The sequence below is a fragment of the Streptomyces sp. NPDC005262 genome (assembly GCF_042872425.1).
In the GTDB taxonomy this organism is placed as follows: Bacteria; Actinomycetota; Actinomycetes; order Streptomycetales; family Streptomycetaceae; genus Streptomyces.
In genome coordinates, this window is record NZ_JBIAKK010000007.1 from 232,504 (window position 1) to 257,269 (window position 24,766).

Here is a 24,766-nt window from a genome sequence, read left to right on the forward strand (position 1 = left end):
TTGAGCGATCCGTACGAGACAACCGAGCAGCACCTCGAGCGACTCCTGCGACGCGCACTCAACTCTTTCGACCTGCCCGACTGCACGGTCGAGAGGCTCGGAACGGCACTGGCCCACAGCAGCTCCCTGCACTCCTCGCACCACAGTTCCGTACTGCACCGCGAGACCTACCGGCATACGTATCTGCTGGCCGACGGCTCGGCCCTGACCCTGTGGGAGCTGGTCCACGGGGGCGCCAGGGACGCGACGGACCCCCGGTCGCGGACGCGGCCCGGCCCCCAGCGCCACGAGCTGTACGACGACGAGGCCGACGCCCATGTCGCCGCCGCCCGGTTGGCCGGCAGCTTCTCCGACATGCCCGCGTTCGGCGACGACGTCCCGCAGGCGGACCTGGAGATACACACGGTCCTGATGGCCGCGCCGCCGGCGCCGCTGCCCCGGATGTACGCGCCGGACAACTCCGCGGATCACGCCCGCCGCGTACTGCGCCGCGCGGAGAACGGCGACGTGCCGGGCGAGGAGACCGCGCGTCTGCTGCGGGCCGCCTTCGCCCACCACATCACCCAGATCTTCGGCCGGCAGTGCCGGGTCGACGGGCGGGACGCCGGTTTCACCCTGTACGAGCACGCCTTCCTGCTCCTCGACGGCAGCGAGACGAGCCTGTGGGAGGTCGAGCACACGGCGACACCGGACGGCCGCCACATGTGCGAGGTGTACGGGGACGAGCAGGCGGCGCGCGAGGCGATGGAGAGCCGCACGCACATCTGCTGACGGGTGACGGCGCCCACCCGCCGCAGCGGGCGAACGGGCCACGCCTCACGCAAGGGTGCCCGCACCCCCCGAGAGGTGCGGGCACCGTGCCGACCGGGCACGCGCCGCCCGGCAGACGCACTCAGCGCGTCAGTGCGGCCTCCTTGGCCACCTCGCCCTGCGTGGCGTCGGCGTCCTGAACGTCCTCGCCCTCGCCGCCCTCCACGTGCTGCCGCGGCCGCGCCGGCAGCGCGAACATCACCAGGAAGATCAGCGCGAGCACCCCGGCCACCCACCACAGCGAGTGCTGGAACGCCTCGACGAACGCCGGGCCCATCGCCTGGGGCGCCAGCCGGTCGCTGATCGACCCGAAGAAGACGACCGAGACGAGTCCGAGCCCCAGCGCGTTGCCCATCTGCTGCACGGTGTTGATCAGCCCGGACGCCGATCCGGAGTGCTCCTTCGGCACCTCGGACAGCACCGCGTCCGTCAGCGGGGCCACGATCAGCCCCATTCCGAGCCCCATGACGACCAGTGGCAGAGCCATCTGCCACGGGGCGATGCCCATGCCGTACCGGTCGGACTCCCAGATGTAGAGCAGCAGTCCGGCGACCATCAGCAGCGCGCCCGCCTGCAGGACCTTGCGGCCGAACCGGGGTACCAGCTTCTGTACGGAGATCCCGGCGGCGAACGAGACGGCGATCGAGAACGGGATACCGGTCGTGCCCGCCCGCAGCGCGCTCCAGCCGAGTCCCATCTGCATGTACAGCGTCCAGACCAGGAAGAAGATGCCGAGGCCGATCCCGAAGGTCAGCTGGACGGCGATGCCCGCCGCGAAGCTCTTGACCCGGAACAACGAGAGCTCGACGAGCGGCGAACCGTCCTTGCGTACCTTCGCCCGCTCGAACAGCACCAGGGCCGCGAACACCAGGACACTGCCGATCATCGACATGTACCCCCACAGCGGCCAGCCCAGCTCGCGCCCGCGGGTCAGCGGGTAGAGCAGCATCAGCAGTGCCAGCGTCACCAGCGCGACACCGACCAGGTCGAGGCGGAGCGCCTTCGGGGCCTTGGACTCCGTGATGAACTTCCGGCCCAGGAGCAGTCCCGCGATGCCGACCGGCAGGTTGATCAGGAAGATCGGCCGCCATTCCAGGCCCGCGATGTTCCACTCGGTGAGCAGCGCGCCAAGCAGCGGTCCCGAGACCGCGCCGAGGCCGACGACCGCACCGAAGAGGCCGAAGACCTTGCCGCGCTCGTGCGCCGGGAACGTGGCGTGCACGATCGACAGCACCTGCGGGACCATCAGCGCGGCGGTGCCGCCCTGCAGGATGCGGGAGGCGACCAGCATCTCCGGGTTCGCGGCGAAGCCGCAGAGCGCGGAGGCCAGCGTGAAGCCGCCGATGCCGATGAGGAAGAGGCGCTTGCGGCCGTAGATGTCCCCGAGCCGGCCGCCCGTGATCAGACCGGCCGCGAAGGCCAGTGCGTATCCGGCGGTGATCCACTGGATCGAGCTGAACGAGGCACCTGTGTCGCGCTTGATGCTCGGAATGGCGATGTTGACGATCGTGACGTCGACCAGGTCCATGAAGGCCGCGGTCATCACGATGGCGAGCGCGAACCACCGGCGCCGGTCCGACGGGCCCGAGGACACCGTGGGATCGGCCGCCGTGGACGGCAGCGATGCGGAAGAAGTCATATGAAGAAGTTAAACGTCCATTAGGTCAGGTCATGACCCAATGGACCGGCACCCTGGATCCATGACCGATACCCCGGCACGACTGCTGAATCTGCTGTCGCTCCTCCAGACGCCGCGCGAGTGGCCGGGCAGCGAGCTCGCCGAGCGGCTCGACGTCAGCCCGCGCACCATCCGCCGCGACATCGACCGGCTCCGCGACCTCGGCTATCCGGTCGAGGCGTCGCGAGGCTCGGTCGGCGGCTACCGGCTGGTCGCGGGCGCCGCCATGCCGCCGCTGCTCCTGGACGACGAGGAGGCGGTGGCGATCGCGGTGGGGCTGCGGGCGGGGGCAGGGCATGCCATCGAGGGGGTCGACGAGGCATCCGTGCGGGCCCTGGCGAAGCTGGAGCAGGTGCTGCCGTCCCGGCTGCGACACCGGGTCTCGACCCTGCAGAACGCAACCATGCCGCTGACCCGCGGTGACGGTTCGACCATCGATCCGCACACGCTGACGGTCATGGCGGCGGCGGTCACCGGCCGGGAGCGGCTGCGGTTCGCGTACCGGGCGGGGGACGGCGCCGAGACGAGACGGGAGGCCGAGCCCTACCGGCTGGTGAGCACGGGGTGGCGGTGGTATCTCGTCGCGTACGACCTGGGGCGCGAGGCGTGGCGCACGTTCCGCGTGGACCGGGTGAGCGAGCCGTTCGCCACGGGGGCCCGCTTCACACCGCGCGAGCTGCCCACGGGGGACGCCGCGGCCTTCCTCACCGACTCCATCCGGCGCCGGCAGCCGGAGCTGGCGGTCGAGGTGAGCTTCGCGGCCCCGGCGGACTTCGTGTCCGCACGGCTGCCCCCGGCGTTCGGTCCGCTGGAACCGACCGGCGAGCACAGCTGCCGGCTCCGTGCGGTCATGGCGGACTCGCTGGAGTGGGTGGCACTCCGACTGGCGCTGGTCGACTGCGAGTTCACCGCGCATCAGCCCGCGCAGCTGGTGGAGTTCCTGAGCGATCTGGGCGCCCGGCTGACCCGTGCGGCAGCACTCTCCTCACCATGACGGCAAAGAAATGAGCCCCGGCGCCAGGGGGGGTGGGCGCCGGGACTCAGCTCATGGAGTCCGCACGAAGCGGCTCATATCGGAGGCTACTGGACTCGGGCTCACGCCGCAGCGTCAAAACCCGTGTCGTGGGCCATTCGCTTCAGTTCGAGCAGTGCGTGCTTCTCGATCTGCCGGATCCGCTCACGGGTCAGCCCGTGCTGCTTGCCGACCTCGGTGAGAGTCCGCTCACGGCCGTCCTCGATGCCGTACCGCATACGGATGATCGACGCGGTGCGGTTGTCGAGCTTGCCGATCAGGTCCTCCAGCTCCTCGCTGCGCAGCAGCGTCATCACGGACTGCTCGGGCGACACCGCGGAGGTGTCCTCCAGCAGATCACCGAACTGGGTCTCGCCCTCGTCGTCCACGGACATGTTGAGGCTGACCGGGTCGCGGGCCCAGTCCAGGACGTCGCCGACCCGCGTGGGCGTGGAGTCCAGCTCGGCGGCTATCTCCGCGTGCTCGGGCTCGCGCCCGTGCTCGCGGTTGAACTCGCGCTGGACACGGCGGATCCGGCCGAGCTCCTCCACCAGGTGGACGGGGAGCCGGATCGTACGGGACTGATCGGCTATGGATCGCGTGATGGCCTGACGGATCCACCACGTCGCATACGTGGAGAACTTGAAGCCCTTGGCGTAGTCGAACTTCTCGACCGCGCGCACCAGGCCCGCATTCCCCTCCTGGATCAGGTCGAGCAGGGGCAGCCCGGCCCGCGGATAGCGGCGGGCGACAGCAACCACGAGTCGAAGGTTGGAACGGATGAATATGTCCTTGGCGCGCTCGCCCTCGGCGACCAGCGCCTCCAGCTCCTCACGCGTCGCCCCACCGGCTTCGCTCTCCACCACACCGTCGAGAACCTGCCGGGCGAATACGCCCGCTTCGACGGCTTGGGACAGCTCTACCTCCTTGGCGGCGTCGAGCAGCGGCGTGCGCGCGATCTCGTCCAGGTACATGCCGACCAGGTCGCGATCGGCGATTTCCCCGCCTCCGGCGCGAACACTGCTTGCCCGGCTGCTCCCACCAGTGGTGGACGAACGACGGGCGACGGCACGGGTTGCCATGCGTGCTCCCTTGCTGAGTAGGTCGCGACACCCTTTCGGGTGCCCTGCATCCGTTGGAAACAACGACTGGAATCCGGACAGAATTCCCATGACTCGCATTCATTTTCGCGATCATGCAGTACCCTGTCGCGTCGAGAGGGGAGGGTCCGTGCCGGAAACGTCGGAACTCCGCACAGAGGTGCAGGTCAGGCCAGGCGTCGCGGGGGATTTGGCGGCCCTCACCGACGTCTACAACCATTACGTCCGTGAGACTGCGCTCACATTCGACACCGTCCCCTTCACACCCGAACAGCGGATGCCGTGGCTGCTCTCTCACCCTGAAGACGGTCCGCACCGTCTTCTGGTTGCTCAGGATGTCCGCATTGTCGGCCCTGCATCGGTGCTGGGCTACGCGACCAGCAGCGCCTTCCGCCCCAAGGCGGCGTACGCCACCTCGGTCGAGGTGAGCGTGTACTGCACGCCACAGGCCGCCGGCCAGGGCATTGGCACGCTCCTGTACGAGTCGCTCTTCGAGGCCCTCGCGGACGAGGATCTCCATCGCGCTTATGCGGGCATCGCCCTGCCCAACGACGCCTCGGTGCGGTTGCACGAACGTTTCGGCTTCCGCCATGTCGGTACGTACGCCGAGGTGGGCCGGAAGTTCGGCAAGTACTGGGACGTGGCCTGGTACGAGAAGCCTCTGGGCCCGGAGCCCTAGGACCCGGCGGAGTCGCGGCTTAGGTCCGCAGCCCGTTACGGGCGACGGGCCGCGCGCCTAGCGTGTTCCGGCATGACCGACACGACAGGCACGACAGGCACGACAGGCAGGGCAGGCCTCGAAGGCGCACCGGGCACGGCATCGGCCGACCCCACCGGCACGCTCGACGAGGCGCTGGAGCGGCTGCACGCCGCGGGTCCCGAGCGGAACGGCTGGCTGAGCAATCACGGCCCGATGGCCGTCGAGGCGCTCGTACGGCACGGCCAGGCACCGGCCGTCCACCGTTGGCTCGACCACTACAGCCACAAGCTGGAGGACATGCCGGCCCCCGCCGTACGGGTCACCGCTGAGAACTGGCACGAGGCCCTCGGCGACCCGCGCAGGATCGCCGACTGGACGATGTACTTCGAGCGGGAGACCGCCGGGCGCCCCTGGCAGGACGTCCTCACCGAGTGGTGGCCGCGGCTGCTGCCGGGCATCGCCGCGGGTGCCACCCACCCCGTGATCCGGGTCGGCCACGCCGTACGCACCCTGCTGGACGGGGAAGCGAACGCACCCCGGATCGCCGAGCTCGCGCACGGGCTCGGCTACTGGGCCGCCCGCCATCAGCCGCTGCCCGCACTGAACCCACCGGCCTCGCTCGTGCCCGCGCCGAGCGCGGCGGCCGCGCTGGACGCCGTACCGCCGGTGGCCGACCAGACGGGCGGGATCCGCGACCGGCTGGCGCAGCTCACCGTGTTCCCACTGTGGCCGCAGCAGTTCGCGGACGACCCGGATGTGGCGCGAGCCCGGCTGGCGGAGCTGGTCAGGGCCGCGACCCACCGCTACGCCACCCACGGCCATGGCGCACCGATCATGCTGGTGCACGCCGCGACCGCACCCAACGCCGTGCTGCGTACGCTGCCCGCCCTCCCTCGTGAACTGTGGGGACAGAGCCTGGCCGCGGCCTGGGCCGCGAGCGCCGCGGTCACCGCCGCGTACAGCCCCGCCGACCCCGTCCCCTGCACCGCATCGCCGTCGGCACCCTCCGCGGACGAGATCTTCGCGCGGGCGGCGGCGCACGGCGACGACCACACGATCAAGTTCACCGACACCGCACTGGACGTCGGTGACACGACGGCCCTGGCCGCCGCGCTCCGCTCGATCGAGCTGAACCCGCCGGCCCTCTCACCACTCAGCCGAACTGCACCGATCGCTTCGCGAGCCCCATCCAGAACCCGTCGATGACGCTGCGCCCCTGGTCGAGCTCCCCCTCCGAGGCGCCCAGCGTCACGAAGAGCGGCGCGAAGTGCTCGGTGCGCGGATGGGCCAGCCGGCCCGCCGGGGACTTGTGCTCGAAGTCGAGCAGCGCGTCGATGTCCTGGGCCTGCAGCGCCCGGTGCCCCCAGTCGTCGAACTCCACCGACCAGCCGGGGTTGCCGCCACCCGTGTGCCGCAGTGCGGCAAGGTTGTGGGTGAAGAAGCCGCTGCCGACGATCAGTACGCCCTCGTCTCGCAGCGGCGCGAGCTTGCGCCCGATGTCCATCAGCTTCTGCGGGTCCAGCGTCGGCAGAGAGATCTGGAGTACGGGGATGTCGGCGCCCGGGAACATCTCCACCAGCGGGACGTACGCCCCGTGGTCGAGCCCGCGGTCCGGGATGTCCTGGACCGGTGTACCGGCGCCGCGCAGCAGCTTGCGCACGTTCTCCGCCAACTGCGGGGCGCCCGGGGCCGCGTACCGCACTCGGTAGTAGTGCTCGGGGAAGCCCCAGAAGTCGTAGACGAGCGGGACGGTCTCGGTCGCGCCCAGGGCGAGCGGGGCCTCCTCCCAGTGGGCGGAGACCATGAGGATCGCACTGGGACGGGGCAGGTCGGCGGACCACGCGGCCAACTGGCCGGGCCACACCGGGTCGTCGGCCAGCGGCGGCGCACCGTGGGAAAGATAGAGGGCGGGCATGCGCTCCGCGGTGACAGTCATGGCACTCCCCATCCACTGCTACTGAAGACAGATCTTCTACGGGCCCTCGAAGCTCCGAAGTCGAAGTTTCTTGAAGCTTCAAGTTCCCAGCTACGGAGACCTTAGCCCTATCTAGTTCAACTTTCAAGAAAAGGTCGTACAGTGTAGTACATGACCACGGCATCCACCGGCGGGCCCCGCTGGCTCTCCGACGAAGAACAGAGCGTCTGGCGCGCCTATCTCCAGGCCACCACGCTCCTGGAGGACCATCTCGACCGCCAGCTGCAGCGCGACGCCGGCATGCCGCACATCTACTACGGACTGCTCGTCCAGCTCTCCCAGGCGCCCCGGCGTCAGATGCGGATGACCCAGCTGGCCAAGGACGTCAAGATCACCCGCTCACGGCTCTCGCACGCCGTCGCCCGGCTGGAACGCAACGGCTGGGTGCGTCGGGAGGACTGCCCTTCCGACAAGCGCGGACAGAACGCGGTCCTCACCGACGAGGGTTACGAGATGCTCCGCCGGTCCGCGCCGGGTCATGTGCGTGCCGTCCGCCAGGCGATGTTCGACCGGCTCACCCCCGAGCAGGCGCGCTCGTTCGGCGAGATCATGCAGGTCATCGCGACCGGACTGGAGCCGGACAGCACGGACGCGGACCTGCCCTGGCTTCGCTAGGGGTGTCCTGGCGACGCACCGCGCACCGCGCACCGACGCGGGTCTGCCCCGGCTCCGCTGAGCGGAACCGGGGCAGACCCATGTTCACGTCACTTCAGGTGACTCCACGCCGCGCGCCCTGCGTCAGTGCGCGACGACCGGGACCTTGAACTCGTCCTCGACCCCGTCGGCATCCCCCGAGCCGGAGCCCGAGTTCACCGCGGTCGCCGAAGGACGTCCGGCGTTGATGAACGTCACCGCGATCGCGGACGCCACCACCAGGATGCCGACCGCCCACCAGATGGCTCCGGTGAAGCCGTGCACCATCGCCTGGAGCTTCAGCAGCTTCGGGTCCGTGGCGGCCAGCGCAGCGTGCGAGGTGGCGTACGCCGTGGCGGCCGAGGCGGCGATCGTGTTCAGCAGCGCCGTACCGATCGCGCCGCCCACCTGCTGCGAGGTGTTGACCATCGCAGAGGCCACACCCGAGTCCCGCGGCTCGACCCCGTGCGTGGCCAGCGACATGGCCGGCATGAACGCCGTACCCATGCCCAGACCCAGCAGGAGCTGCGCCGGCAGGATGAGCGCCAGGTAGGAGGAACCGATCTCCAGCTGCGTCAGCAGCAGCATGCCGACGGCGGCGGTCAGGAAGCCCGGACCCATCAGCTTGCGGGCCGCGACCCGCGTCATCAGCCGGGCGCCGATCTGCGTCGAACCGGTGATCATGCCCGCGATCATCGGGAGGAAGGCGAACCCCGTCCGGATCGGCGAGTACCCCTTCACGACCTGCAGGTAGTACGTCAGGAAGAGGAACAGCCCGAACATCGCGATGATGGCCAGCCCCAGCGAGAGGTAGACACCGCCGCGGTTGCGGTCCATCACGACGCGCAGCGGCAGCAGCGGCGACTTGACCCGGGCCTCGGTCAGCACGAACGACAGGAGCAGCACACCGGACGCGACGAACATGCCGATGGTCACCGGGTCCGACCAGCCGCTGGACTCGGCGCGGGTGAATCCGTACACCAGCGAGACCAGACCCAGCGCGGAGAGCACCACGCCCGGGATGTCGAGCGGCGAGCGGTTACGGCTGCCGACCGGCTCGCGGATCACGAAGTACGCACCCGCGGCCGCGACGATGGCGAACGGGATGTTGACGAAGAACGTCCAGCGCCAGTTCAGCGTCTGGGTGAGGAAGCCACCGAGGATCAGGCCGACGGCGCCACCGCCACCGGCGATCGCACCGTAGATGCCGAACGCCTTGGCGCGCTCCTTGGCATCGGTGAACATCACGGCGAGCAGCGAGAGCGCGGCCGGGGCGAGCAGGGCGCCGAAGACACCCTGGAGCGCGCGTGAGCCGAACAGCATGCCCTGGTTCTGGGCCGCGCCACCGAGCGCGGAGGCCAGCGCGAAGCCGATCAGACCGACGACGAAGGTGCGCTTACGGCCCCACAGGTCGGCGATCCGGCCGCCGAAGAGCAGCAGTCCTCCGAAGGCGAGGGCGTAGGCCGTGATGACCCACTGCTTGTTGGCATCGGTGATGCCCAGGGCCGTCTGTGCGTGCGGCAGCGCGATATTCACGATCGTGGCATCGAGCACGACCATCAGCTGCGCGAGTGCGATGAAGGCCAGCGCTTTCCAGCGGCTGGGGTCAGGGAGTCGTGGATCAGCTGTTTTTGACATGGGAATAGCCACCTAAGGACGCGCGTGGACGCGAAGGGTCGTGAACCGTGACCGTGAACGCAGAACGTCCCGGCCTGTGAACGGTGAGGGTGAAATGTGCGAAGGGAGAGAGCTGGAAGAACTGGAACTGGACGTGAGGTCAGTCGTGAGGTGGGGGTGGTGAGGGCGCGTCGGACACGCAGCCGGGCGGCGTCTGCTTCAGCAGCCCGGCGCGGGCCTCATGGCCGGCGCCGCAGATCCTCCAAGGTTGCCGCCGTACCGGGCAGTTCGGACCGGGCCGGAGCCTCGAGACCGTCCAGGAACAGCTGGATATGACGGTGGGTGAACCGGTCGATGTCCAGGCACGCGGTGCCTGGCAACGGCCGGGTGAGCTGGGAGAGGCCGACCAGTACGTCACCGACGGCGATGTCGGTACGCAGGCGCCCCGCGGACATGGCGCGCGCCACGAGCCCTTCGACGGCCTCTTCGAGGCGACGACGCTCGGCGAGCAGTTCGGGATGGTCCTTGTCGAAGCCGCCGGACAGCATCGGGCAGAGCGCCCCGACGCGTTCGTCGGCTGCCGCATGGACGAAGCGGCTGAGCGCAGCGAAGGGGTCGGCCTCCTCGGCCGCCGCCTCGTCCGCACGGTCCGTCGTGCGGGAGGTGACCGAGAGAACGACCTCATGGGTCAGCGCGGACCGGTCGGGGAAGTTCCGGTAGAGCGTGGCGTTGCCGACGCCTGCGCGGCGGGCGACCTCGTCGAGCGGCACGTCCGGCCCGAACTCGACGAACATCTCGCGCGCCGCCGTCACGATCCGCTCCCGGTTGCGCAGCGCGTCCGCCCGCGGGCGGGGCGTGCGGCGCGGCGCCGTCCCGGTGTCGGTGTCGGCGGTGATGCGAGTGACGGTCTCCACGACGGCAGCCCTTCCCTTCCGGCTCTTACTGCTCCTGCTGGCTCTTGCGGCGGCCCGGACGATCACAACCGGGGAGCGCCTCCCCGTTTCGCGGGGACACGGGTGCAAACGGGGAATCGATCCCCGGTTATTTCCCATCTCGAATGTGACCTGCGTCACATGCATCGAATGGGGAATCCACCGATCGGCGCACCCAACGCGCGGCCACGCACCGGCCGCCAGAGGGTGATCAGCAGAGCGCAGTCAGGGCCCGTCGGCTGCCGCGGACCCCGGAAGGCGACTCTATGCAGCGACCCCGCCACCGGATACCCAGCCGCCGCACCCTCGTACTCGCCGGGGCAACCACGCTGGTCATCGCAGCCACAGCCTCGGCCAGCAGCACGCTCTCCCCCTCCAACCACGCCTCCGCGGGACCGGTGGCCATCACTGACGAGGCGGGGCTCGGACCGTGCCGGATATCCGCGACGATGGGCGTGCAGATGTCGGAGGGCATGCCGACCCCGGCCGGCTACTCCCGGTCGACCGGCGAGGTGCATGCGCTCAACCTGATGATCGACTTCCCGGACGCACCGGGACTCGGGTCGGCGATGGACCGGCTCGCCGAATTCTTCCCGCAGACCACCGCCTGGTTCCGGGCCAGTTCGTACGGCCGGCTCGTCTACCGGCCCGAAGCCCCGGTGAAGAGCTGGCTGCGGATGCCGCTGCCGTTCACCGCGTACGGGATAGAGCGCGGCTCACCGTACGAGCCGGGCTACCGCCGTCTGGTCCAGGACATCGTGGCCATCGCCGACCAGAAGGTGGACTTCAGCGAGTACGACCTGATCAATGTCCTCGTCACACCGAACGCCGGACCCTCCGCACTGGACACCGTCCTGTCCGTAACCTTTTCAGGCAATTCCGACGCCCCGCTCGCGGACGGCGTCCCGCTCGCCAACACGTCCTTCATCTACAGCCGGCAGGACGACGGCTCCGGGTCGTACGCGCAGACCGGCTACCGCGTCCTGCCGCACGAGAACAGCCATGTCTTCGGCCTGCCCGATCTCTACACCATGGAGGGCGGCGGCTCGGTCGGGCACTGGGACATCATGTCCGAGGACTGGGGGGCCAACAACGATCTGCTCGGCTGGCACAAGTGGAAGCTCGGCTGGCTCGACAACAACCAGATCAGCTGCGCCTCGAAGCCCGGCACCACCGACCGCATCCTCGGGCCGCTGGCCACCCGGGGCGGCGTGAAACTGGCCTTCGTGCCGCTCAGCGCGGAGTCGGGCTACGCGGTGGAGGTACGGACCCAGGCGGGCAACGACCAGGCGGTCTGCAGGCCCGGGGTACTCATCTACAAGGTGCGCTCCGACGTGGACACCGGCCTGGGGCCGATCACCATCGCGGACAGCACCAAGGGCAGCCGAGGCTGCACACGGTCTCCCAATGTGCAGGCCGAACTCTCAGACGCCCCGTACCAGCCCGGCCAGACGTTCGCCGACGCGGCCGAAGGGATACGCATATCTGTGGTCGGCAAGGACTCCAAGGGCAACTACCGGGTCCGTATCACCCGCTCCTGACCGCGCCCCTCCCCCTGCTACCCGCTCTTCGTCCCCTTCCCCCGCACCTCGTCGTCGACCGGCCCGCGCAGCTCACGCTTGAGGATCTTCCCGGTCGGGTTCCGCGGCAGCGGTTCTTCGCGTACGAGGACATGGGCCGGGACCTTGAACGCGGCCAGGGTCCGCCCGACGTGCGCCCGCAGCTCGTCGGCCGTGACGGTGGCACCGGGCCGAAGCCGGACGATCGCGGCGACCTCCTCGCCCAGGACCGGGTGCGCCACGCCCAGCACCGCCGCGTCCTCGACGTCCGGGTGATCGTGGAGCACGGCCTCGACCTCCGCGCAGTACACGTTCTCACCGCCGCGGATCACCATGTCCTTGAGCCGGTCCACGACACTGACCCGCCCGTCACGCACCAGCGCGAGATCGCCGGTCCGGAACCATCCGTCCGTGAACGCCTCGGCCGTCGCCGCCTCGTCGTGCCAGTAGCCGCGGACCAGTGACTGGCCGCGCAGCCACAGCTCGCCGATCTCACCCTCGGGCAGTGCCTCACCCGCCGGACCGGCGATCCGCACCTCGGTGGTGGGGGTCGGCCGGCCGACGCTCCCCGGGTGCAGCCGGTAGTCGGCACCGAAGTTCGCCAGGACGCCACCGCAGGTCTCGGTCAGGCCGTAGCCGTTGCGCGGCTCGATCCGCTCGCCGTAACGGGTGGTGAGCTGCGCAACCAGGTCGGGCGGAGCGGCGGCCCCGCCGGTGTTCACCATCTGGAGGCTCGCCAGCTCGTCGCCCGCCCGCTCGGCAGCGGCGAGCAGCTGGAGGGCGGTGGCCGGGACGCCGGCGTAATGCGTGACGCCGTGCTCCCGGATCAGCCGCAGCGCCTCCTCGTCGTCCCACTTCCACATGAGCACGAGCGCACCGCCCGCCGCCATCGCCGCGTAGAAGGAGGTGAACGCGGCGACATGGAAGAACGGAAAGGTCATCAGGGTGACCGGCGCGGGCCCCTGTCCCGGAATCATCCCGCGGCGGAGTGCGGAAGCGGTCGCGTGGAACCGCGGGTTGAGTGCGGCGCCCACCTGGGCGAGGTGGGTGGCGACGGCCCCCTTGGGCCGCCCGGTGGTGCCCGAGGTGTAGATGATCGTCGCATCGTCCTCGGGGCGGATCTCGACCTCGGGCGGTGCGGCGAGCGGGTCGGGCGCGGGCAGGTCCTCGTATCGCTCGGCTCCCTGCGGAACCTCACCGTCCCGGTGGTGGAAGACGACCACGCGCGCCTCGTTCTTCCCCGCCCACGCGGAGACGCGCGGCAGCCGCTCCCCGTCCACCAGCAGCACCCTCGGTCCGCAGTCGTCGAGCGCGTACGTGAACTCGTCCTCGGTCCACCAGGCGTTGAGCGGTACGGCGACGAGACCGGCCAGCTGGGCGGCCCAGAAGGCGATCTGCCACTCAGGGTGGTTGCGCATCGCGACGACGGCCCGGTCGCCGGGGCGGAGCCCGTACACCTCGGTCAGCCGGCACGCCAGCGCGGACGCCGCGGCGAAGAACTCCGCGTACGAGTAGCTGCGCTCGGCGGCGATCAGGAACGGCTGGTCCCCGAAGGCCCAGGTGGTCTCCACGAATTCGCGGAGCGTTCTGGGCCCGTCCGCATACACGAGCGCCCCGGCCTGCGGGCCGTCCTGCAACCGCACGACGGCGAACGGGGCTCCCGGCCCGGTCAGCGCCGCCTCGATGCGGTCGGCGGCAGACAGGCCACCGGCGTCGGGGGCCGGTTCGGCGGGGATCGGGTCGGTGTGCGGCACGAACGACCTCTCCAAGCGGTTGCTCAGTACTTTCGTGACGCTATGCCTGCCCCCATGCCCCGTCAAGGCAACCCTCTCCCCCCACCGCGCGAGCACCCGGCAGCACCTTCACCGAATGCACCGCCCGCCTGCCTCCATCACCCCTGCGCCTCATCCGCTACCCTGTCCTCGACTGCCGTCAGCGGCAGATCTCCGCCTTCGTAGCTCAGGGGATAGAGCACCGCTCTCCTAAAGCGGGTGTCGCAGGTTCGAATCCTGCCGGGGGCACAGCACTAAGGGCCAGTTCGGAGGCTTGATCCTCTCGAACTGGCCCTTTCGCATGATCACGTCCGTGCCACACACGTGCCACTACGTACCGGCATCTCCCTGCCGCTGGCGGATCATCGACCCCAGCCGATCGGCGATCGCACGGTCCCGGTCGGCGGTCATGTGCTGATAGATCAACGCGGCACGGGCGGTGCTGTGCCCCATGCGCGTCATCAGCTCACGCGTGCTCGCCCCGGCAGCGGCCAGGGTGTTTCCCGTGTGCCGCAGATCATGGAAGTGGACATCGGCAGCGATGCCCGCATCCTTGCGCGCCTTGATCCAGTCGTCCCGGAAGTTGCTGCGCCGCAGCTGTCCGCCCTGGGGGCCAAGGAAGACGTGGCCGTCACGGCCCGCCCCCGCATAGAGCTCCAGGTGCTCAATGACGTCGGCCAGGATCTCGTCCGGGAAGGCGACGGGGCGGACGCCGGCCGCCGACTTCGGAGCCTTGTCGAAGAGCTTGCCGTCCTGCATCTCGGCCTGGGCTCGCTGCACCAGGACCGCCCGCCCGGCAGTATCGATGTCCCGGCGGCGCAGAGACGCCAGCTCACCGAACCGCAATGTGGTGAAGGCCGCGAGCAGGACGAGCAGCCGGTAGCGCGGCGCCATGGCATCAGCCACCGCGTACACCTCGGCCACGGTCAACACCGGCCGCTCGGGCACGTCGTACCGGTCGGCCCCTTTGACCCGGCAGGGGTTGCGGCGAACGAGTTCATCGTCAACAGCCGTGTTCATGATGGCGCGGAGGACCTGATACGCCTTGACGACGGTCGGCTCCCCCACCCCGGCCGCGAGCAGTTGGCCACGCCAGGACCGGACACGGGACGTGGTGACGTCGGCCAAAGATCCCGAACCAAACGTCGGCCTGATGTGTAGCCGGATCACTGCCTCGTTCCGTTCCCTGCTGCGGGCAGCCAGCTTTCGGTCCCGCAGCCACGCATCGGCGTACTCGGCGAACGGAACGGCCTGCTTTTCCGGGGCTTCCCACTGGCCGCGCGAGATATCGGCCTCGATGTGCGTCAGCGCGACTTCCGCGTCCGTCTTCGTCGCGTAGGTCTGTTCGGCACTGCGAAGCTGTCCGGTCGCAGGGTCGCGGTACCGAGCCTGCCAACGACCAGACTTGAGTTGCCGGACCGAACCAAAGCGCCGACGGTTTCCCTTCCTGTTGGCCATCAGGCGACCCTCCGAAGGCCAGCCGAGCAAGGACCGACCGGCTCGACGGTGTGGGCGTCGATGAAGGCGGTGACGGCTCTCTCAGGGATGCGGACGTGACGGCCTACCTTCACGAAGGTGATCCGGCGTTCCTCGATGAGCCGCCGTGGGAACCGGACGGTGGTACCGAGGAGTTCGGCGACCTGGTCAACAGTGAGCAGCCGTTCCATGGTCACCACTCCCCCACGGTGTCGAAGGCTTCCAGCTCGGTGCGGTTCTCTCGCGCAAGTTCGCGGTTCTGCCTGATCTCGGTGGCGATGGATTGGGCAAGCCAGGATTCGCCGGGGGTGTGGCCCTGTCCGGCGTACTCCCAGTGCGCGATGACCAGCGTCGTGCCCTCTCCCGAGCCCTCTGCCATGTCGTCGTCCTGGTCGATGGGATCGAGGCCGCGTTCCCGGCGTTCTTGCTGGGCGCGCCAGTCGGCGCGTGCTCCGCGCAGGGCTCCGAGGGTGGTCGAGTAGCGGGGTGTCTTGGTGGAGAAGTGGCCGCGGAAGCCGAGCATGTGGGACCAGTGGGCGAGGAGCCGGTCCGGGTAGGCGGTGTCCAGTTCCCAGCAGGCTTCGATGAGGCGTCGGGTGTGGTCGGGCAGGTGGGGGTGGAGGTCGAGTTCGCGGAGTTCGCCGATGCGGCGGTCGAGGGTGCCGGTGGTCTCTGCTGCCTTGGTGGCGTATTTGGCGACGTAGGCGCCCACGGCCTGTTCACTGACGTCGGCCTGGCCTTCAAGGGCGCCGATGGGCTGCACGTCGATCTGTGTGCCCCAGCGCAAAGTCCGGGCGGGGAATCTGCCGGCAGAAGGGACGGGAACGGTGGCTCGTGCTGCGGCGGCCCGGATCGCGTCGTCGAGGAGTTCGACGGTGGCCCAGGCCGGGGCCGGGGTGTCGGGCCCGTCCGGTCCGTCGATGCGGATGACCGCGTGGAAGTGGACCGCGCCGCGCTTTTGGAACTCGGCGACCTTCCCGAACGAGACCCGCGCCTCTTCCTTGCAGGCCGCCTGCGTCAGTCCGGCGCTGGCAGCGACCTCACGGCGCAGGTAGATGGTGAAGCGCTGCCACAGAGCTCCCGCGTGGTTGTTCCACAGGACAGCCCCGGCGTAGTCGTAACGCTCAGGGTTGATGGCGGTACCCAGCGCGGGATCGTCCTCGCGGTGGGCGGCGCCGCAGCGACAGCGACCGGAGTCGGGGCGATTGTGGACCGGGCCGAACGACGGGGCGGTCAGGGTGGCGAAGACCCGGGGGCGTTCGGCCACCGTGTCGGGGATGCCCTTGCCGCCGACGAGTCCGGCCATGATCAGGTGATAGGTGTCCCCCGCGTAGGTCCAGGCGCAGGACGGGCAGCGCGAGGCACGGCGGTTGCCGCAGGCGATCCGCAGCCGTCCACCGGGTTCGCTGCTGGTCGAGTACTCGAAGAACTCGCCCGTGCGGGTGTCCACGGTCTGGGAGTGGCCGCTGAGATGGATGGGCTGGGCGCAGCCGCCGGTGCGGCGCACCTGTTCTTTCCAGCGCTCGAAGCGTGGGGAGTTGGCGACGCGCAGCATGTCGACCAGGGTCAGGGGATCAACGCCCACCGCGGCCGCGGTGTCGGCCACGGCCGCCGAGGACAGCGCTGGAAGGGTCACGCAGCCACCTCCCCGAGCCGCTCGGTGAGGCCCTCGATCACCGATTCCAGTGCGGTCAGCCGCTCATTGAGCGTGGACGCGGCGGCGGGACGGGTGAAGCCCAGCTCGGCCGGGGTGGCACGGAAGATCGCGCAGAGCAGGACCTGATACGCCTGTCCCGGGCGGTGGGTGTCGTTCTCCCAGCGGGAGACGAAGACCTTGAGCGAGTTCTCGGCCGCGATGTCCCAGCCCCAGTGATCAGCCAGGAGCATCAGCGCCCGGACCACCTTGACCTGCGACCAGCCCCGAGCCAGCCGGGCACGGCCCAACGGCGTGTCCGGAGCCCGCAACGCAGGCGGCTGAACCGGAGCCGGACCAGCAACGAGAGGGACGATCGAGGCGTTCATGCGGCCACCGCCTCAGTCAGCGCGGGCAGCGGCTTACCGGTCTCCCAGACGAACGGCACGGCCACCGGGCATCGCTCCCGGCCACGGGCGTTGTGCACCAGGACGCCGATGCCGTCCACCTTGATCCAGTCCGCACCACCGGCGACCCCACACGCCTGGCACGGCGAGGCCTCGTAGATGACACCGTCTTCGGTGCGGGACAGCGGAGCGGTTAACGGTGCAGGGTGCAAGACGACGAGCGTCGCGGGCATGATGGAAGCTCCCTTCGAGGGACGGGAGCGGCGTATCTGCTTGGCGGTAGGGCGCCGCTCCTGACCAACTTCTCTAACTTCTCTTGTGTTACCTAGATTAGTTGGCGCATCGAAGAGTGCAAGCCCCTGGGGCAGACTTCTTTAGGTCACTTAGATAACCTGGGGATGTGACTGTGACCCCGGACGATCCCCGCAGCGCCTACACGCAGGTGGCCGACGACCTTCGTAGGCAGATCGCGAATGGTGCGCTGATGGCCGGCCAGCGGCTCGACGGCAACGCCAAATTGGCCGAGCGGTACGGCGTAGCAGCCATGACCGTCCGGCACGCGTTGGGAATCCTCCGCGACGAAGGCTTGATCGTCAGTCAGCAGGGACGCGGAACCTTCGTAGCCAGCGACCCGCCCGGCGGCGGGAATGAACTGGACGGAGCCTTGGACACCGAGCTTGCCGAGATCAAGGCCGCCTTGAATCTGATCAACTCGCGGCTTGATCGCCTCGAAGGGCACCTCGGCGATCAGCCTTGACGGAGGCCGACAGCCGATCGACTCGCTGCCCCGCCTCTGCCAGCTTCTTCCGGATCTCGTGCAACTCCACGAGTAATCGCGCCCTGTCTGCCACCCGCACTGCGGCGACCTCCTTTCCGTCCTAACGGATCAGCCGAGCTTCATGTGTCCGGCCAGGCGCCGGATCTCCTCCGCGTGCGAGTTCCTGTTGACAGACCGAAGGTCGTCCACGAGGTTGCGTGCAACCGGGCGATTCCGAACATGCTGGGGTGCAACCGCGTCAGCATGAAGGATGGACTGCGCCGCGTCTTCGCTCTTCCCGTTCATCATCTGGCCGGCCGCAGTGCAGACCCAGAAGTGCGACTTCCGTTCGCCTGAGGCGATCCGCATGACGTCCACTAGCTCAGACCGCGAAAGCACGTCACGAGGGTGTCCGAGCTCCAAACTGACCTCGACGCTGTGGATCTCAGTGTTCACTGCGTTGAACTGAGTCTGGAAGACATTCCCTTCAGGAGGCAGACCGGCAGCAATCCGGCGTGCCTCCTCCAGGTGGGATTCTGCCTCTGCCCGATCCCAGAGGCGAGACCACGCGACGGCGGCCCGGAGGTGCATGGCGCCCCAGAGCGACCGGATGCTCTCATCGGCAGCGCCGAGGTCAGGTTCAAGGTCGTCGAGCGCCCGCAGCGCCATGTCCCGAGCCGCGGTGACTTCCCCTTCATAGAGCCAGACACCGCAGAGGTCCCATCGGGCGGCGGCCCGGAGGGTCGGAGACTCTGCCCGCTCAGCCGCAACCAGTTCCCTTTGAACAGCACTCCAGCCGAGATCGTGATGACCGAGAAGGTTCGAGGAAACCCGGGCCATGTGGCTCGCGCGAAGCATCAGCCCCTCAGCGCGCCGGAGGTCATCCCCCTCAGCGGTGTCACACGCGACGATGAGGTCTCGGAGGATCTGAGGAAGGACGTCGCCAAGGGCCGTGAACTTCGCGTCTTGGCGGAGCCGCTCCGCTGCCAGCACCCGGGACGAGACATCATCCAGGGACGGCGGTTCCAGCGAGCGCAGGAGGAGGGCACCTCCGGGCATGGTTGCCTGCTGGAGGGCGAGGCGAAGGCCAGGAATCGCGGCATGCCCGGAGTCGAGTTCCGAGCCGTCATGGCGATACGGCTGGCCGGTGAGTTCGACGACCTCGATGCCAAGGGCTTCGGCGAGCTGGCCAACGACGCTCATACGGTCGAGCGGCAGTCTCCCGGTTTCCACCTTCGAGACCCAGCTGACCGAGCGACCGACAGCAGCGGCCAGTCGCGCCTGATCCCATCCAAGTCGGCGACGTGCTCGCGCCACCCTCTGCCCCGTGCTCAGATCCGCCCCCACCATGGGCTCCCTTCGACGCTTTGAAGGTACCCATACCCCAGAGGAGGCACTGTCAGAAAAAGTGCCAGTGGATGCACGAAGTTCCCATGCCCACAAAGCTGTTACAGGTTTCTCTACCTCATCAAGGCTCCTCGCTCCGCTCGTCGCGCGCTCCCCGGCTCACCGCCGGGGCCCTGCGCTCCTGTCTCCGCCCCGCTCTGGGCCCCGGCTACGCCGGTCGCGCAACTAGAGCGAGAGAGCCTGGACGAGGGAAACGGGGCAGGCACGAGCGGTGCCTCCGGCGGGGGCGCTCAGACTCCGGGATGGATCGGGCGCCGTTGGCGAGTGCCGGCCGGATCGTGGTGAGCGTTGAGGGCTCCCATCCCGACCACCTTCGCCCCAGGCAGAGCCGAGCAGCCGCGGCCCAGGGCGTCAAGGTCGTACGTACAGTGGCGCGCTCCACCTTGACGCCCTGAACCACGCCCGCTCCACGACGTGTGGGCCGAAGGCGGACGGGATGGGAGCTGAGGTGAGTGCGGGTTGTGGGGTGCTCGATGAGGTACGAACTGGATAGGTAGAGGGCAGCTACACCGGATGGCCAGGACCGCAGCACCCGCCCGCCGCCCTGCTCGATCCGCACCGGCTGGACGAGGAAGCCCTGAGGATCGTGAGGTCGATCGAGGACGAGCTCGACGAATGGGCCCAGGATGCATACGAGGAGTTGATGAGGGGCGGGAACCTGTGACTTCCGGCTGAGTAATTCCGGAGCCACTTTTAAGGCCGACCCGGGAATTCCGCACCTGCCACTGTTCCCCGACCGCGGCGCCTCCCAGCAGTGAGGCGCCGCCCATTCTGTTCCCGCGTCACGACGGCGGCACGCCGGTGAGGCGGCCGGGGCCACCTGGCGCTGGTGCACGTCTGCCAGCCGGTGCGGTCTATGATCTCGCGGGCCTTCACAGCATTCATGGCACCTCTCAGGGCATACCGGTCGTCTGTGGAGGAAGCGGATGGTATCTATCTGTGACGGATGCCAGCGAGGTTGGCTCTGGCACCGATTCAATCAAGGGGGGAACGATGCGTTCCATGAAGTGGCCCGCTTGCTCAGCTCTGGCCGTCCTGATGCTTGCCGGGTGCAGCGCCGAGGGGGCGGCGAAGGACTCAACGGCCGCGTCCAAGGCGGCCACGTCCAAGACGGCGCCGTCAGAGGGCATGTCCGATGCCAAGCCGGCGCTCGCGGCGGAGCAGGTCAGTGACGAGCTTGCGAAGGTTATCCCGTCGTTCAAGACGTTCCGCGTGTACAGCGAGCGGGACGACCCGAACCAGCTGATGGGTCGGCCGGGCGGCTACACGTCGAAGACCGCGTTCTACGACATGCGTATCGCCAAGGGCGATCTTCAGGGGCTTGAGGATGACGACATCCGCCGTGGCGGGTCCGTCGAGGTGTTTGACACTGAGAAGGCGGCCAAGACTCGTCACGAGTACGTGAAGGCGATCGCGGAGTCGTCCAGCATGTTCGCCGAGTATGACTACCTGCGGGGCACGATGGTGGTACGTGTGAGCAGAGAACTTACTCCGGGTCAGGCCGCCGAGTACGAGGCGGCCCTGAAGAATCTACCGCGCTAGGCAACACTGATCGGCGGCGTGGCATCGACGCTTCGAACGGTAACCCCGCAGTGGCGCAGTCGTATTGGGCAGCCGTCCAGAGAGGGCAGAGGGGAATGAGTGTGGTGGAGAGCTGGTCCCGCGTGATGAATCTTCTTCGGCAGCACGCCCCGGCCGATCACGCGGACCTGCCTGGGCCCGCTACGGAACAGATGCTCGCGGCCGCCGAGGAACGGATGAGTATCCCCCTCCCTCAGGATCTGCGGGCGTGGCTGCTGCAGAACAATCTGGATCTTCCTGAAGAAGATGTGGACGACGATGTGGCATGTTGCGGCTTCGCCGGGTTCCCGGATGAGGGCAGCTTCTTTCTGGGCATCCGGGCGGTGGAGAAGCTCTACGCGAACCGCTCCATGCCCGGTGGATTTGACCCCCCAGACCAGCCGGGCAATCCGTTCTGGCGTAATGAGTGGATCCCGTTCCTGTCGGACCAGGACGGCTGGATGGGAAAGTTCATCGACGTGCGGGACGGGCGTATCGGCAAGTGGTTCGTGGGTGAGATCACGATCACGGGCGAGTACGAATCACTGGCTCACTATTTCGACTCCGTGGCGGAGATGCTGACGAAGATCGCCGATGGAAACCATCCGGTCTGTGAGGTCGCCGAAGGGCGACTCGTCTGGTCGTGAAGCAAAAGCGCTCCCCGCGATCGGCGGCGATGCCAGGCAGGATGCCGTGATGGTCACTCCATTCGTCAACATTCAGGGGAAGGCCGAGGACGGTCCCTAGCTACGGACCAGAAGTTTCCCGTGCCACAACCGTGCCAGATCAGGCGGGGAGTCACGGGGAACTGCGGCGGCTGGCAGGAAGCGCGGTCAGCTTCCGCCGAAGTCGGCGACCCGCAGGTCAGGGCACAACTCGCCCCACCACGCTCCTAAAGCGGGTGTCGCAGGTTCGAATCCTGCCGGGGGCACCAGGCAAAAGGCCCCGGACCGATCATGGTCCGGGGCCTTTGACATCAGTTTTTGACATCAACGAGGGCGGTCACTCAGGGCCGGGGCGCCTCTTGAGCAGCCGGTCCATGTGGCTGATGGCCTCGCGCTGCGTGTCGTGAACGACGTGCGTGTAGACGTCCATGGTGATGCTGATCTGGCTGTGCCCGAGGATCGCCATGACGACGCGGGGCGCGACCCCGGCCGCGGAGAGGAGCGTCGCGCAGCCGTGCCGGGCATCGTGCAGCCGGACGACGCGGAGGCCGGCGGAGTCGGCTACGCGGGTGAAGGAGCGGTACACGTTGCGCGGCTCGACCGGGCGACCGGTGCGGGTGGTGAAGACGTGGCCGTTCTCGTCCCATGACTCCCCCGCACGCTGCTTCGCGGCCGCCTGGCGCATCCGATGCCAGCGCAGCGGCGGGATGCACATCGCCGGGAGTGGCAGGGCACGATGGCGACGATTCTTGGTCTCGTCGTCGTAGAGGACTCAGCAGCCCGACGGCTCTGCCGCGTAGCCGATGCGGGTGCATCGCGCCCCAGCCCCAATGCGGTAAGAAAAAATGAGATGACTTCTTAGTCGCGCGTGGGCCAGGTCGGGCCCTGGTCGGTCCAGATGACGCCCTTGTTGCGGCACAGGCAGAAGGGGTGGCCGATCGGATCGGTGTAGACCTGCCAACCGTAGCCGTTGGGGCCGATGAAGTCCTGCTTCAGCGTCGCGCCGAGGTCGAGGACGCGGCGCTGCTCGGACTCGATCTCGTCCACTTCGAAGTCGAGGTGGAACTGCTTGGGGTGCTCGCTGTCGGGCCACTGCGGAGCGCGGTAGTCGTCCACCCGGATGAATGCCAGCTCGATCTCGCCGAACTGGATACCAGCCCAGTCCTCGGAGCTGCCTTCCTTGATCGGACGGCCCGTCACCTCGGAGTAGAAAGCCGCCAGCTTCATCGTGTCCGGGCAGTCGATAATGAAATCGGTGAGTCGCAGCATCCCGCGATCTTGTCACAAGCTCACACCCGACTTCGAGACACTGCGGTTCTTCTGTGCGATGGCGGCACTGACGCTCGCCGGGCTGCTCGCCATCTAGAGACTTCCAGTCAACGTGCCCCTCCCGTGCCCGTTCGGTCGGAAAACAACGGGGAACCGCGATCGCTGGCGGACAACGCACACGAGAACGGCCCCTGACCGAGTTACCTGGTCAGGGACCGTTCACCTGCGGTGGGTGCGGGATTTGAACCCACGGTGACATCGCTGCCACGACGGTTTTCAAGACTGCCGTGCCGTTGTTGGGACTCTCTGAAAAGAAAAAATTCCCAATGGTGTTCACCGCCCCACTAGGTTGCAGGCTTCAACCAAGAGGTGTGGCCCGCATCTGATCTGATGGCCAGCCGGATCTGAGCACGTCGGCCGCAGGGCATGCCTCGCATCGAAGCGATCGAGCCGTCTTGCGGGATATCAGCCGTGGTCTTCCCACTCCGCTTTGCAGAACCGGGCCTCGCTGACCGCGGTGTCCCCGGTTCTCGTGGCCCGTACGTACATGTTGAGACCGTCCGGTCCGAGGTCTCCGCCGCAGCCTATGACCAGGCCCACTTCGCGCTCTTCGAGGTGCTGGACCAGAGCTGCGTCAACGGCTGAGACTCTCATGCCGATCAGCCGGATGCCGTCGAAGCCGACCTGTGGGCCGGTGCGTCCGTGCACGGTGACAGCGCCCAGGGTGGGGGGCGTGCCAAAACCGCAGGCGTAGTGCGCGGTCACGCCGGCCTCATCGAAGCGATCGTCGTGCAGCATCCACGCTCCGAAGCCTTCCCATGACTGCCCAAAGGGGTACCGGCCGTGGCGGGCGGCCGGTACCTCGTTCAGCGCGGCCGCCACCTGCTGCGGGGTCATGCCGAACCGGAGCGGACCGATGCCCTCCAGTGGTGTCCAGTCCCAGTGTGGCCGGTCCTGCTCGGCCTTCACGGGCCACGCCCCCGGGTTCGGCTTCTCCTCGCGGACGTCGCGCCACTTGATCACCAGCTCAGACCCGTACGGGTCCTCGGCCAACTCAGGGCCAACCAGCAGTGCATGGGTGATCATCGTATCCCGCCGCTCCGCGTACCCCTCGGGCGACAACCCCATCTCATGTCCGGCGCCCATGGAGACTCCCCAGGCCGTGACCTCGGGATCACCGCTCCAGTTCACCCGCACGCAAGCCCCCTCCAGGCGTGCAAGGTCGTGAATATCCGAGCGCACCTCGGACGGCACCCGGGCGATCAGTTCAACGTCCCGCAGTCGCACCAGCGGTCCATCCATCCAATCGATCGCCACCGCGACCAGGCCAGAGTCCTCCCCGTAGATTGCGGTCACACCCCAGTCGCTATAACGCCCCCAGCCAGCCCCGTCGCCCAGGCCAGTCGAGACGTGGGCGATCGCCCCGTCCAGAGCCGATGCCACCTGGTCGGGGTTCATCCCGAACCGCAACGGCCCCACCCCCACCAACGGCTCAAGCACCCACTGTGCCCGTACTTCCCCGGGCTTCCTGTTCCACCAAGGCATCCCAACCCCCACGATCGCTCCGAACACCCCCGACACCACCTGCCGGTGATTTTGCGGGAACCCTAAGTGCAACCTCTGACAACGCAGTCCTCAACAACATCTGCGGCGGCACACGTTCTGTCAGTACCAGTCCGCCCAGTGACTTGCCGAACTCCAGCACCGCGCACTTCAGGGGATAGGGAGGGAACATGAGCAGGTCCGTGGAACGAGATGATCGAATTTCAGGGAGCTGCAACACCGTCCCCGCCCGCAGGCGCCT

Annotated in this window: 23 protein-coding genes, 1 tRNA gene and 1 pseudogene; 10 read left to right on the top strand and 15 right to left on the bottom strand. The window is 68.4% G+C overall.

Features of this window, described 5'->3' with window-relative positions; translation table 11 throughout:
- A complete protein-coding gene (locus ACFYP5_RS20005) occupies positions 1 to 771 on the top strand; it encodes a DUF6227 family protein (RefSeq protein ID WP_389037556.1) in 771 nt (256 codons plus the stop codon).
- 121 nt (positions 772 to 892) lie between these two features.
- Here ACFYP5_RS20005 and ACFYP5_RS20010 read toward each other — a convergent pair whose 3' ends face one another.
- Positions 893 to 2,449 (bottom strand): MFS transporter, encoded by a 1,557-nt coding sequence (locus ACFYP5_RS20010; RefSeq protein ID WP_389037559.1) that lies wholly within the window; start codon positions 2,447 to 2,449, stop codon positions 893 to 895.
- 61 nt (positions 2,450 to 2,510) lie between these two features.
- Between ACFYP5_RS20010 and ACFYP5_RS20015 the strand changes: the two genes are divergently transcribed.
- Positions 2,511 to 3,482 carry a helix-turn-helix transcriptional regulator gene (locus tag ACFYP5_RS20015; protein WP_389037562.1) on the top strand — a complete coding sequence of 324 codons (972 nt, stop codon included), beginning with the start codon at positions 2,511 to 2,513 and terminating at the stop codon, positions 3,480 to 3,482.
- Positions 3,483 to 3,583: 101 nt separating this feature from the next.
- Here ACFYP5_RS20015 and ACFYP5_RS20020 read toward each other — a convergent pair whose 3' ends face one another.
- The gene (locus ACFYP5_RS20020; RefSeq protein WP_389037565.1) at positions 3,584 to 4,582 is read right to left on the bottom strand and encodes an RNA polymerase sigma factor RpoD/SigA; all 999 of its coding nucleotides are present in this window, start codon (positions 4,580 to 4,582) and stop codon (positions 3,584 to 3,586) included.
- A gap of 148 nt (positions 4,583 to 4,730) precedes the next feature.
- Between ACFYP5_RS20020 and ACFYP5_RS20025 the strand changes: the two genes are divergently transcribed.
- Positions 4,731 to 5,279, top strand: a complete 549-nt coding sequence (locus ACFYP5_RS20025) for a GNAT family N-acetyltransferase (protein ID WP_389037567.1) — start codon at positions 4,731 to 4,733, stop codon at positions 5,277 to 5,279.
- Positions 5,280 to 5,351: 72 nt separating this feature from the next.
- The gene (locus ACFYP5_RS20030) at positions 5,352 to 6,506 is read left to right on the top strand and encodes a questin oxidase family protein (protein WP_389037570.1); all 1,155 of its coding nucleotides are present in this window, start codon (positions 5,352 to 5,354) and stop codon (positions 6,504 to 6,506) included.
- Here the strand turns inward: ACFYP5_RS20030 and ACFYP5_RS20035 are convergent.
- Positions 6,454 to 7,236: a dioxygenase gene (locus ACFYP5_RS20035; protein ID WP_389037573.1), complete on the bottom strand. Its 783-nt coding sequence runs from the start codon at positions 7,234 to 7,236 to the stop codon at positions 6,454 to 6,456. The two genes, ACFYP5_RS20030 and ACFYP5_RS20035, sit on opposite strands and share 53 nt — an antisense overlap.
- Before the next feature lie 150 nt (positions 7,237 to 7,386).
- Here ACFYP5_RS20035 and ACFYP5_RS20040 point away from each other — a divergent pair, with 150 nt between their 5' ends.
- Positions 7,387 to 7,890, top strand: a complete 504-nt coding sequence (locus ACFYP5_RS20040; protein WP_389037575.1) for a MarR family winged helix-turn-helix transcriptional regulator — start codon at positions 7,387 to 7,389, stop codon at positions 7,888 to 7,890.
- A 123-nt stretch (positions 7,891 to 8,013) separates the two neighbouring features.
- Here ACFYP5_RS20040 and ACFYP5_RS20045 read toward each other — a convergent pair whose 3' ends face one another.
- Positions 8,014 to 9,546, bottom strand: coding sequence for an MFS transporter (locus ACFYP5_RS20045; protein WP_389037577.1), 1,533 nt, complete (start codon positions 9,544 to 9,546; stop codon positions 8,014 to 8,016).
- A gap of 218 nt (positions 9,547 to 9,764) precedes the next feature.
- Entirely contained in the window at positions 9,765 to 10,439 is a 675-nt protein-coding gene (locus tag ACFYP5_RS20050; protein WP_389037580.1) for a TetR/AcrR family transcriptional regulator, read from the bottom strand.
- A 284-nt stretch (positions 10,440 to 10,723) separates the two neighbouring features.
- Between ACFYP5_RS20050 and ACFYP5_RS20055 the strand changes: the two genes are divergently transcribed.
- Positions 10,724 to 11,998 (top strand): M6 family metalloprotease domain-containing protein, encoded by a 1,275-nt coding sequence (locus ACFYP5_RS20055; protein ID WP_389037583.1) that lies wholly within the window; start codon positions 10,724 to 10,726, stop codon positions 11,996 to 11,998.
- A 17-nt stretch (positions 11,999 to 12,015) separates the two neighbouring features.
- On the opposite strand, the gene ACFYP5_RS20060 is transcribed toward ACFYP5_RS20055, so the two are convergent.
- Positions 12,016 to 13,770: a class I adenylate-forming enzyme family protein gene (locus ACFYP5_RS20060; protein ID WP_389037586.1), complete on the bottom strand. Its 1,755-nt coding sequence runs from the start codon at positions 13,768 to 13,770 to the stop codon at positions 12,016 to 12,018.
- A 194-nt stretch (positions 13,771 to 13,964) separates the two neighbouring features.
- Here ACFYP5_RS20060 and ACFYP5_RS20065 point away from each other — a divergent pair.
- A tRNA-Arg gene (locus ACFYP5_RS20065) sits at positions 13,965 to 14,037 on the top strand.
- A gap of 81 nt (positions 14,038 to 14,118) precedes the next feature.
- Here ACFYP5_RS20065 and ACFYP5_RS20070 read toward each other — a convergent pair.
- The 5 genes from ACFYP5_RS20070 to ACFYP5_RS20090 form a co-directional block, all read right to left on the bottom strand.
- Complete coding sequence (locus ACFYP5_RS20070; protein WP_389037915.1) at positions 14,119 to 15,246, bottom strand: tyrosine-type recombinase/integrase; 1,128 nt, start codon at positions 15,244 to 15,246, stop codon at positions 14,119 to 14,121.
- Positions 15,246 to 15,455 carry an excisionase family DNA-binding protein gene (locus ACFYP5_RS20075; protein ID WP_389037918.1) on the bottom strand — a complete coding sequence of 70 codons (210 nt, stop codon included), beginning with the start codon at positions 15,453 to 15,455 and terminating at the stop codon, positions 15,246 to 15,248. The genes ACFYP5_RS20070 and ACFYP5_RS20075 overlap by 1 nt, the downstream gene beginning before the upstream one ends.
- Before the next feature lie 2 nt (positions 15,456 to 15,457).
- Positions 15,458 to 16,870, bottom strand: a complete 1,413-nt coding sequence (repSA, locus tag ACFYP5_RS20080; protein WP_389037921.1) for a replication initiator protein RepSA — start codon at positions 16,868 to 16,870, stop codon at positions 15,458 to 15,460.
- A gap of 26 nt (positions 16,871 to 16,896) precedes the next feature.
- Positions 16,897 to 17,151, bottom strand: a complete 255-nt coding sequence (locus ACFYP5_RS20085) for a hypothetical protein (RefSeq protein ID WP_389037588.1) — start codon at positions 17,149 to 17,151, stop codon at positions 16,897 to 16,899.
- A gap of 131 nt (positions 17,152 to 17,282) precedes the next feature.
- Positions 17,283 to 17,537, bottom strand: coding sequence for a hypothetical protein (locus ACFYP5_RS20090; protein WP_389037591.1), 255 nt, complete (start codon positions 17,535 to 17,537; stop codon positions 17,283 to 17,285).
- A gap of 167 nt (positions 17,538 to 17,704) precedes the next feature.
- On the opposite strand from ACFYP5_RS20090, the gene ACFYP5_RS20095 reads away from it, so the two are divergent.
- Positions 17,705 to 18,061, top strand: coding sequence for a winged helix-turn-helix domain-containing protein (locus tag ACFYP5_RS20095; RefSeq protein ID WP_356320668.1), 357 nt, complete (start codon positions 17,705 to 17,707; stop codon positions 18,059 to 18,061).
- 129 nt (positions 18,062 to 18,190) lie between these two features.
- Here ACFYP5_RS20095 and ACFYP5_RS20100 read toward each other — a convergent pair whose 3' ends face one another.
- The gene (locus ACFYP5_RS20100) at positions 18,191 to 19,411 is read right to left on the bottom strand and encodes a helix-turn-helix transcriptional regulator (RefSeq protein ID WP_356320670.1); all 1,221 of its coding nucleotides are present in this window, start codon (positions 19,409 to 19,411) and stop codon (positions 18,191 to 18,193) included.
- Positions 19,412 to 20,470: 1,059 nt separating this feature from the next.
- Between ACFYP5_RS20100 and ACFYP5_RS20105 the strand changes: the two genes are divergently transcribed.
- Together ACFYP5_RS20105 and ACFYP5_RS20110 are read left to right on the top strand one after the other, a co-directional pair.
- Positions 20,471 to 21,010, top strand: a complete 540-nt coding sequence (locus ACFYP5_RS20105; RefSeq protein ID WP_389037595.1) for a hypothetical protein — start codon at positions 20,471 to 20,473, stop codon at positions 21,008 to 21,010.
- A 95-nt stretch (positions 21,011 to 21,105) separates the two neighbouring features.
- Positions 21,106 to 21,675: an SMI1/KNR4 family protein gene (locus ACFYP5_RS20110; protein WP_389037598.1), complete on the top strand. Its 570-nt coding sequence runs from the start codon at positions 21,106 to 21,108 to the stop codon at positions 21,673 to 21,675.
- Between the two features lie 355 nt (positions 21,676 to 22,030).
- Here ACFYP5_RS20110 and ACFYP5_RS20115 read toward each other — a convergent pair.
- From ACFYP5_RS20115 to ACFYP5_RS20125, 3 genes and pseudogenes are all read right to left on the bottom strand, one after another.
- Positions 22,031 to 22,465: pseudogene (locus tag ACFYP5_RS20115) on the bottom strand (tyrosine-type recombinase/integrase); the annotation flags it as partial.
- 86 nt (positions 22,466 to 22,551) lie between these two features.
- Positions 22,552 to 22,962 (bottom strand): VOC family protein, encoded by a 411-nt coding sequence (locus ACFYP5_RS20120; protein WP_389037601.1) that lies wholly within the window; start codon positions 22,960 to 22,962, stop codon positions 22,552 to 22,554.
- Between the two features lie 465 nt (positions 22,963 to 23,427).
- Positions 23,428 to 24,420 (bottom strand): hypothetical protein, encoded by a 993-nt coding sequence (locus ACFYP5_RS20125; RefSeq protein ID WP_389037604.1) that lies wholly within the window; start codon positions 24,418 to 24,420, stop codon positions 23,428 to 23,430.
- Positions 24,421 to 24,766 lie beyond the last annotated feature (346 nt).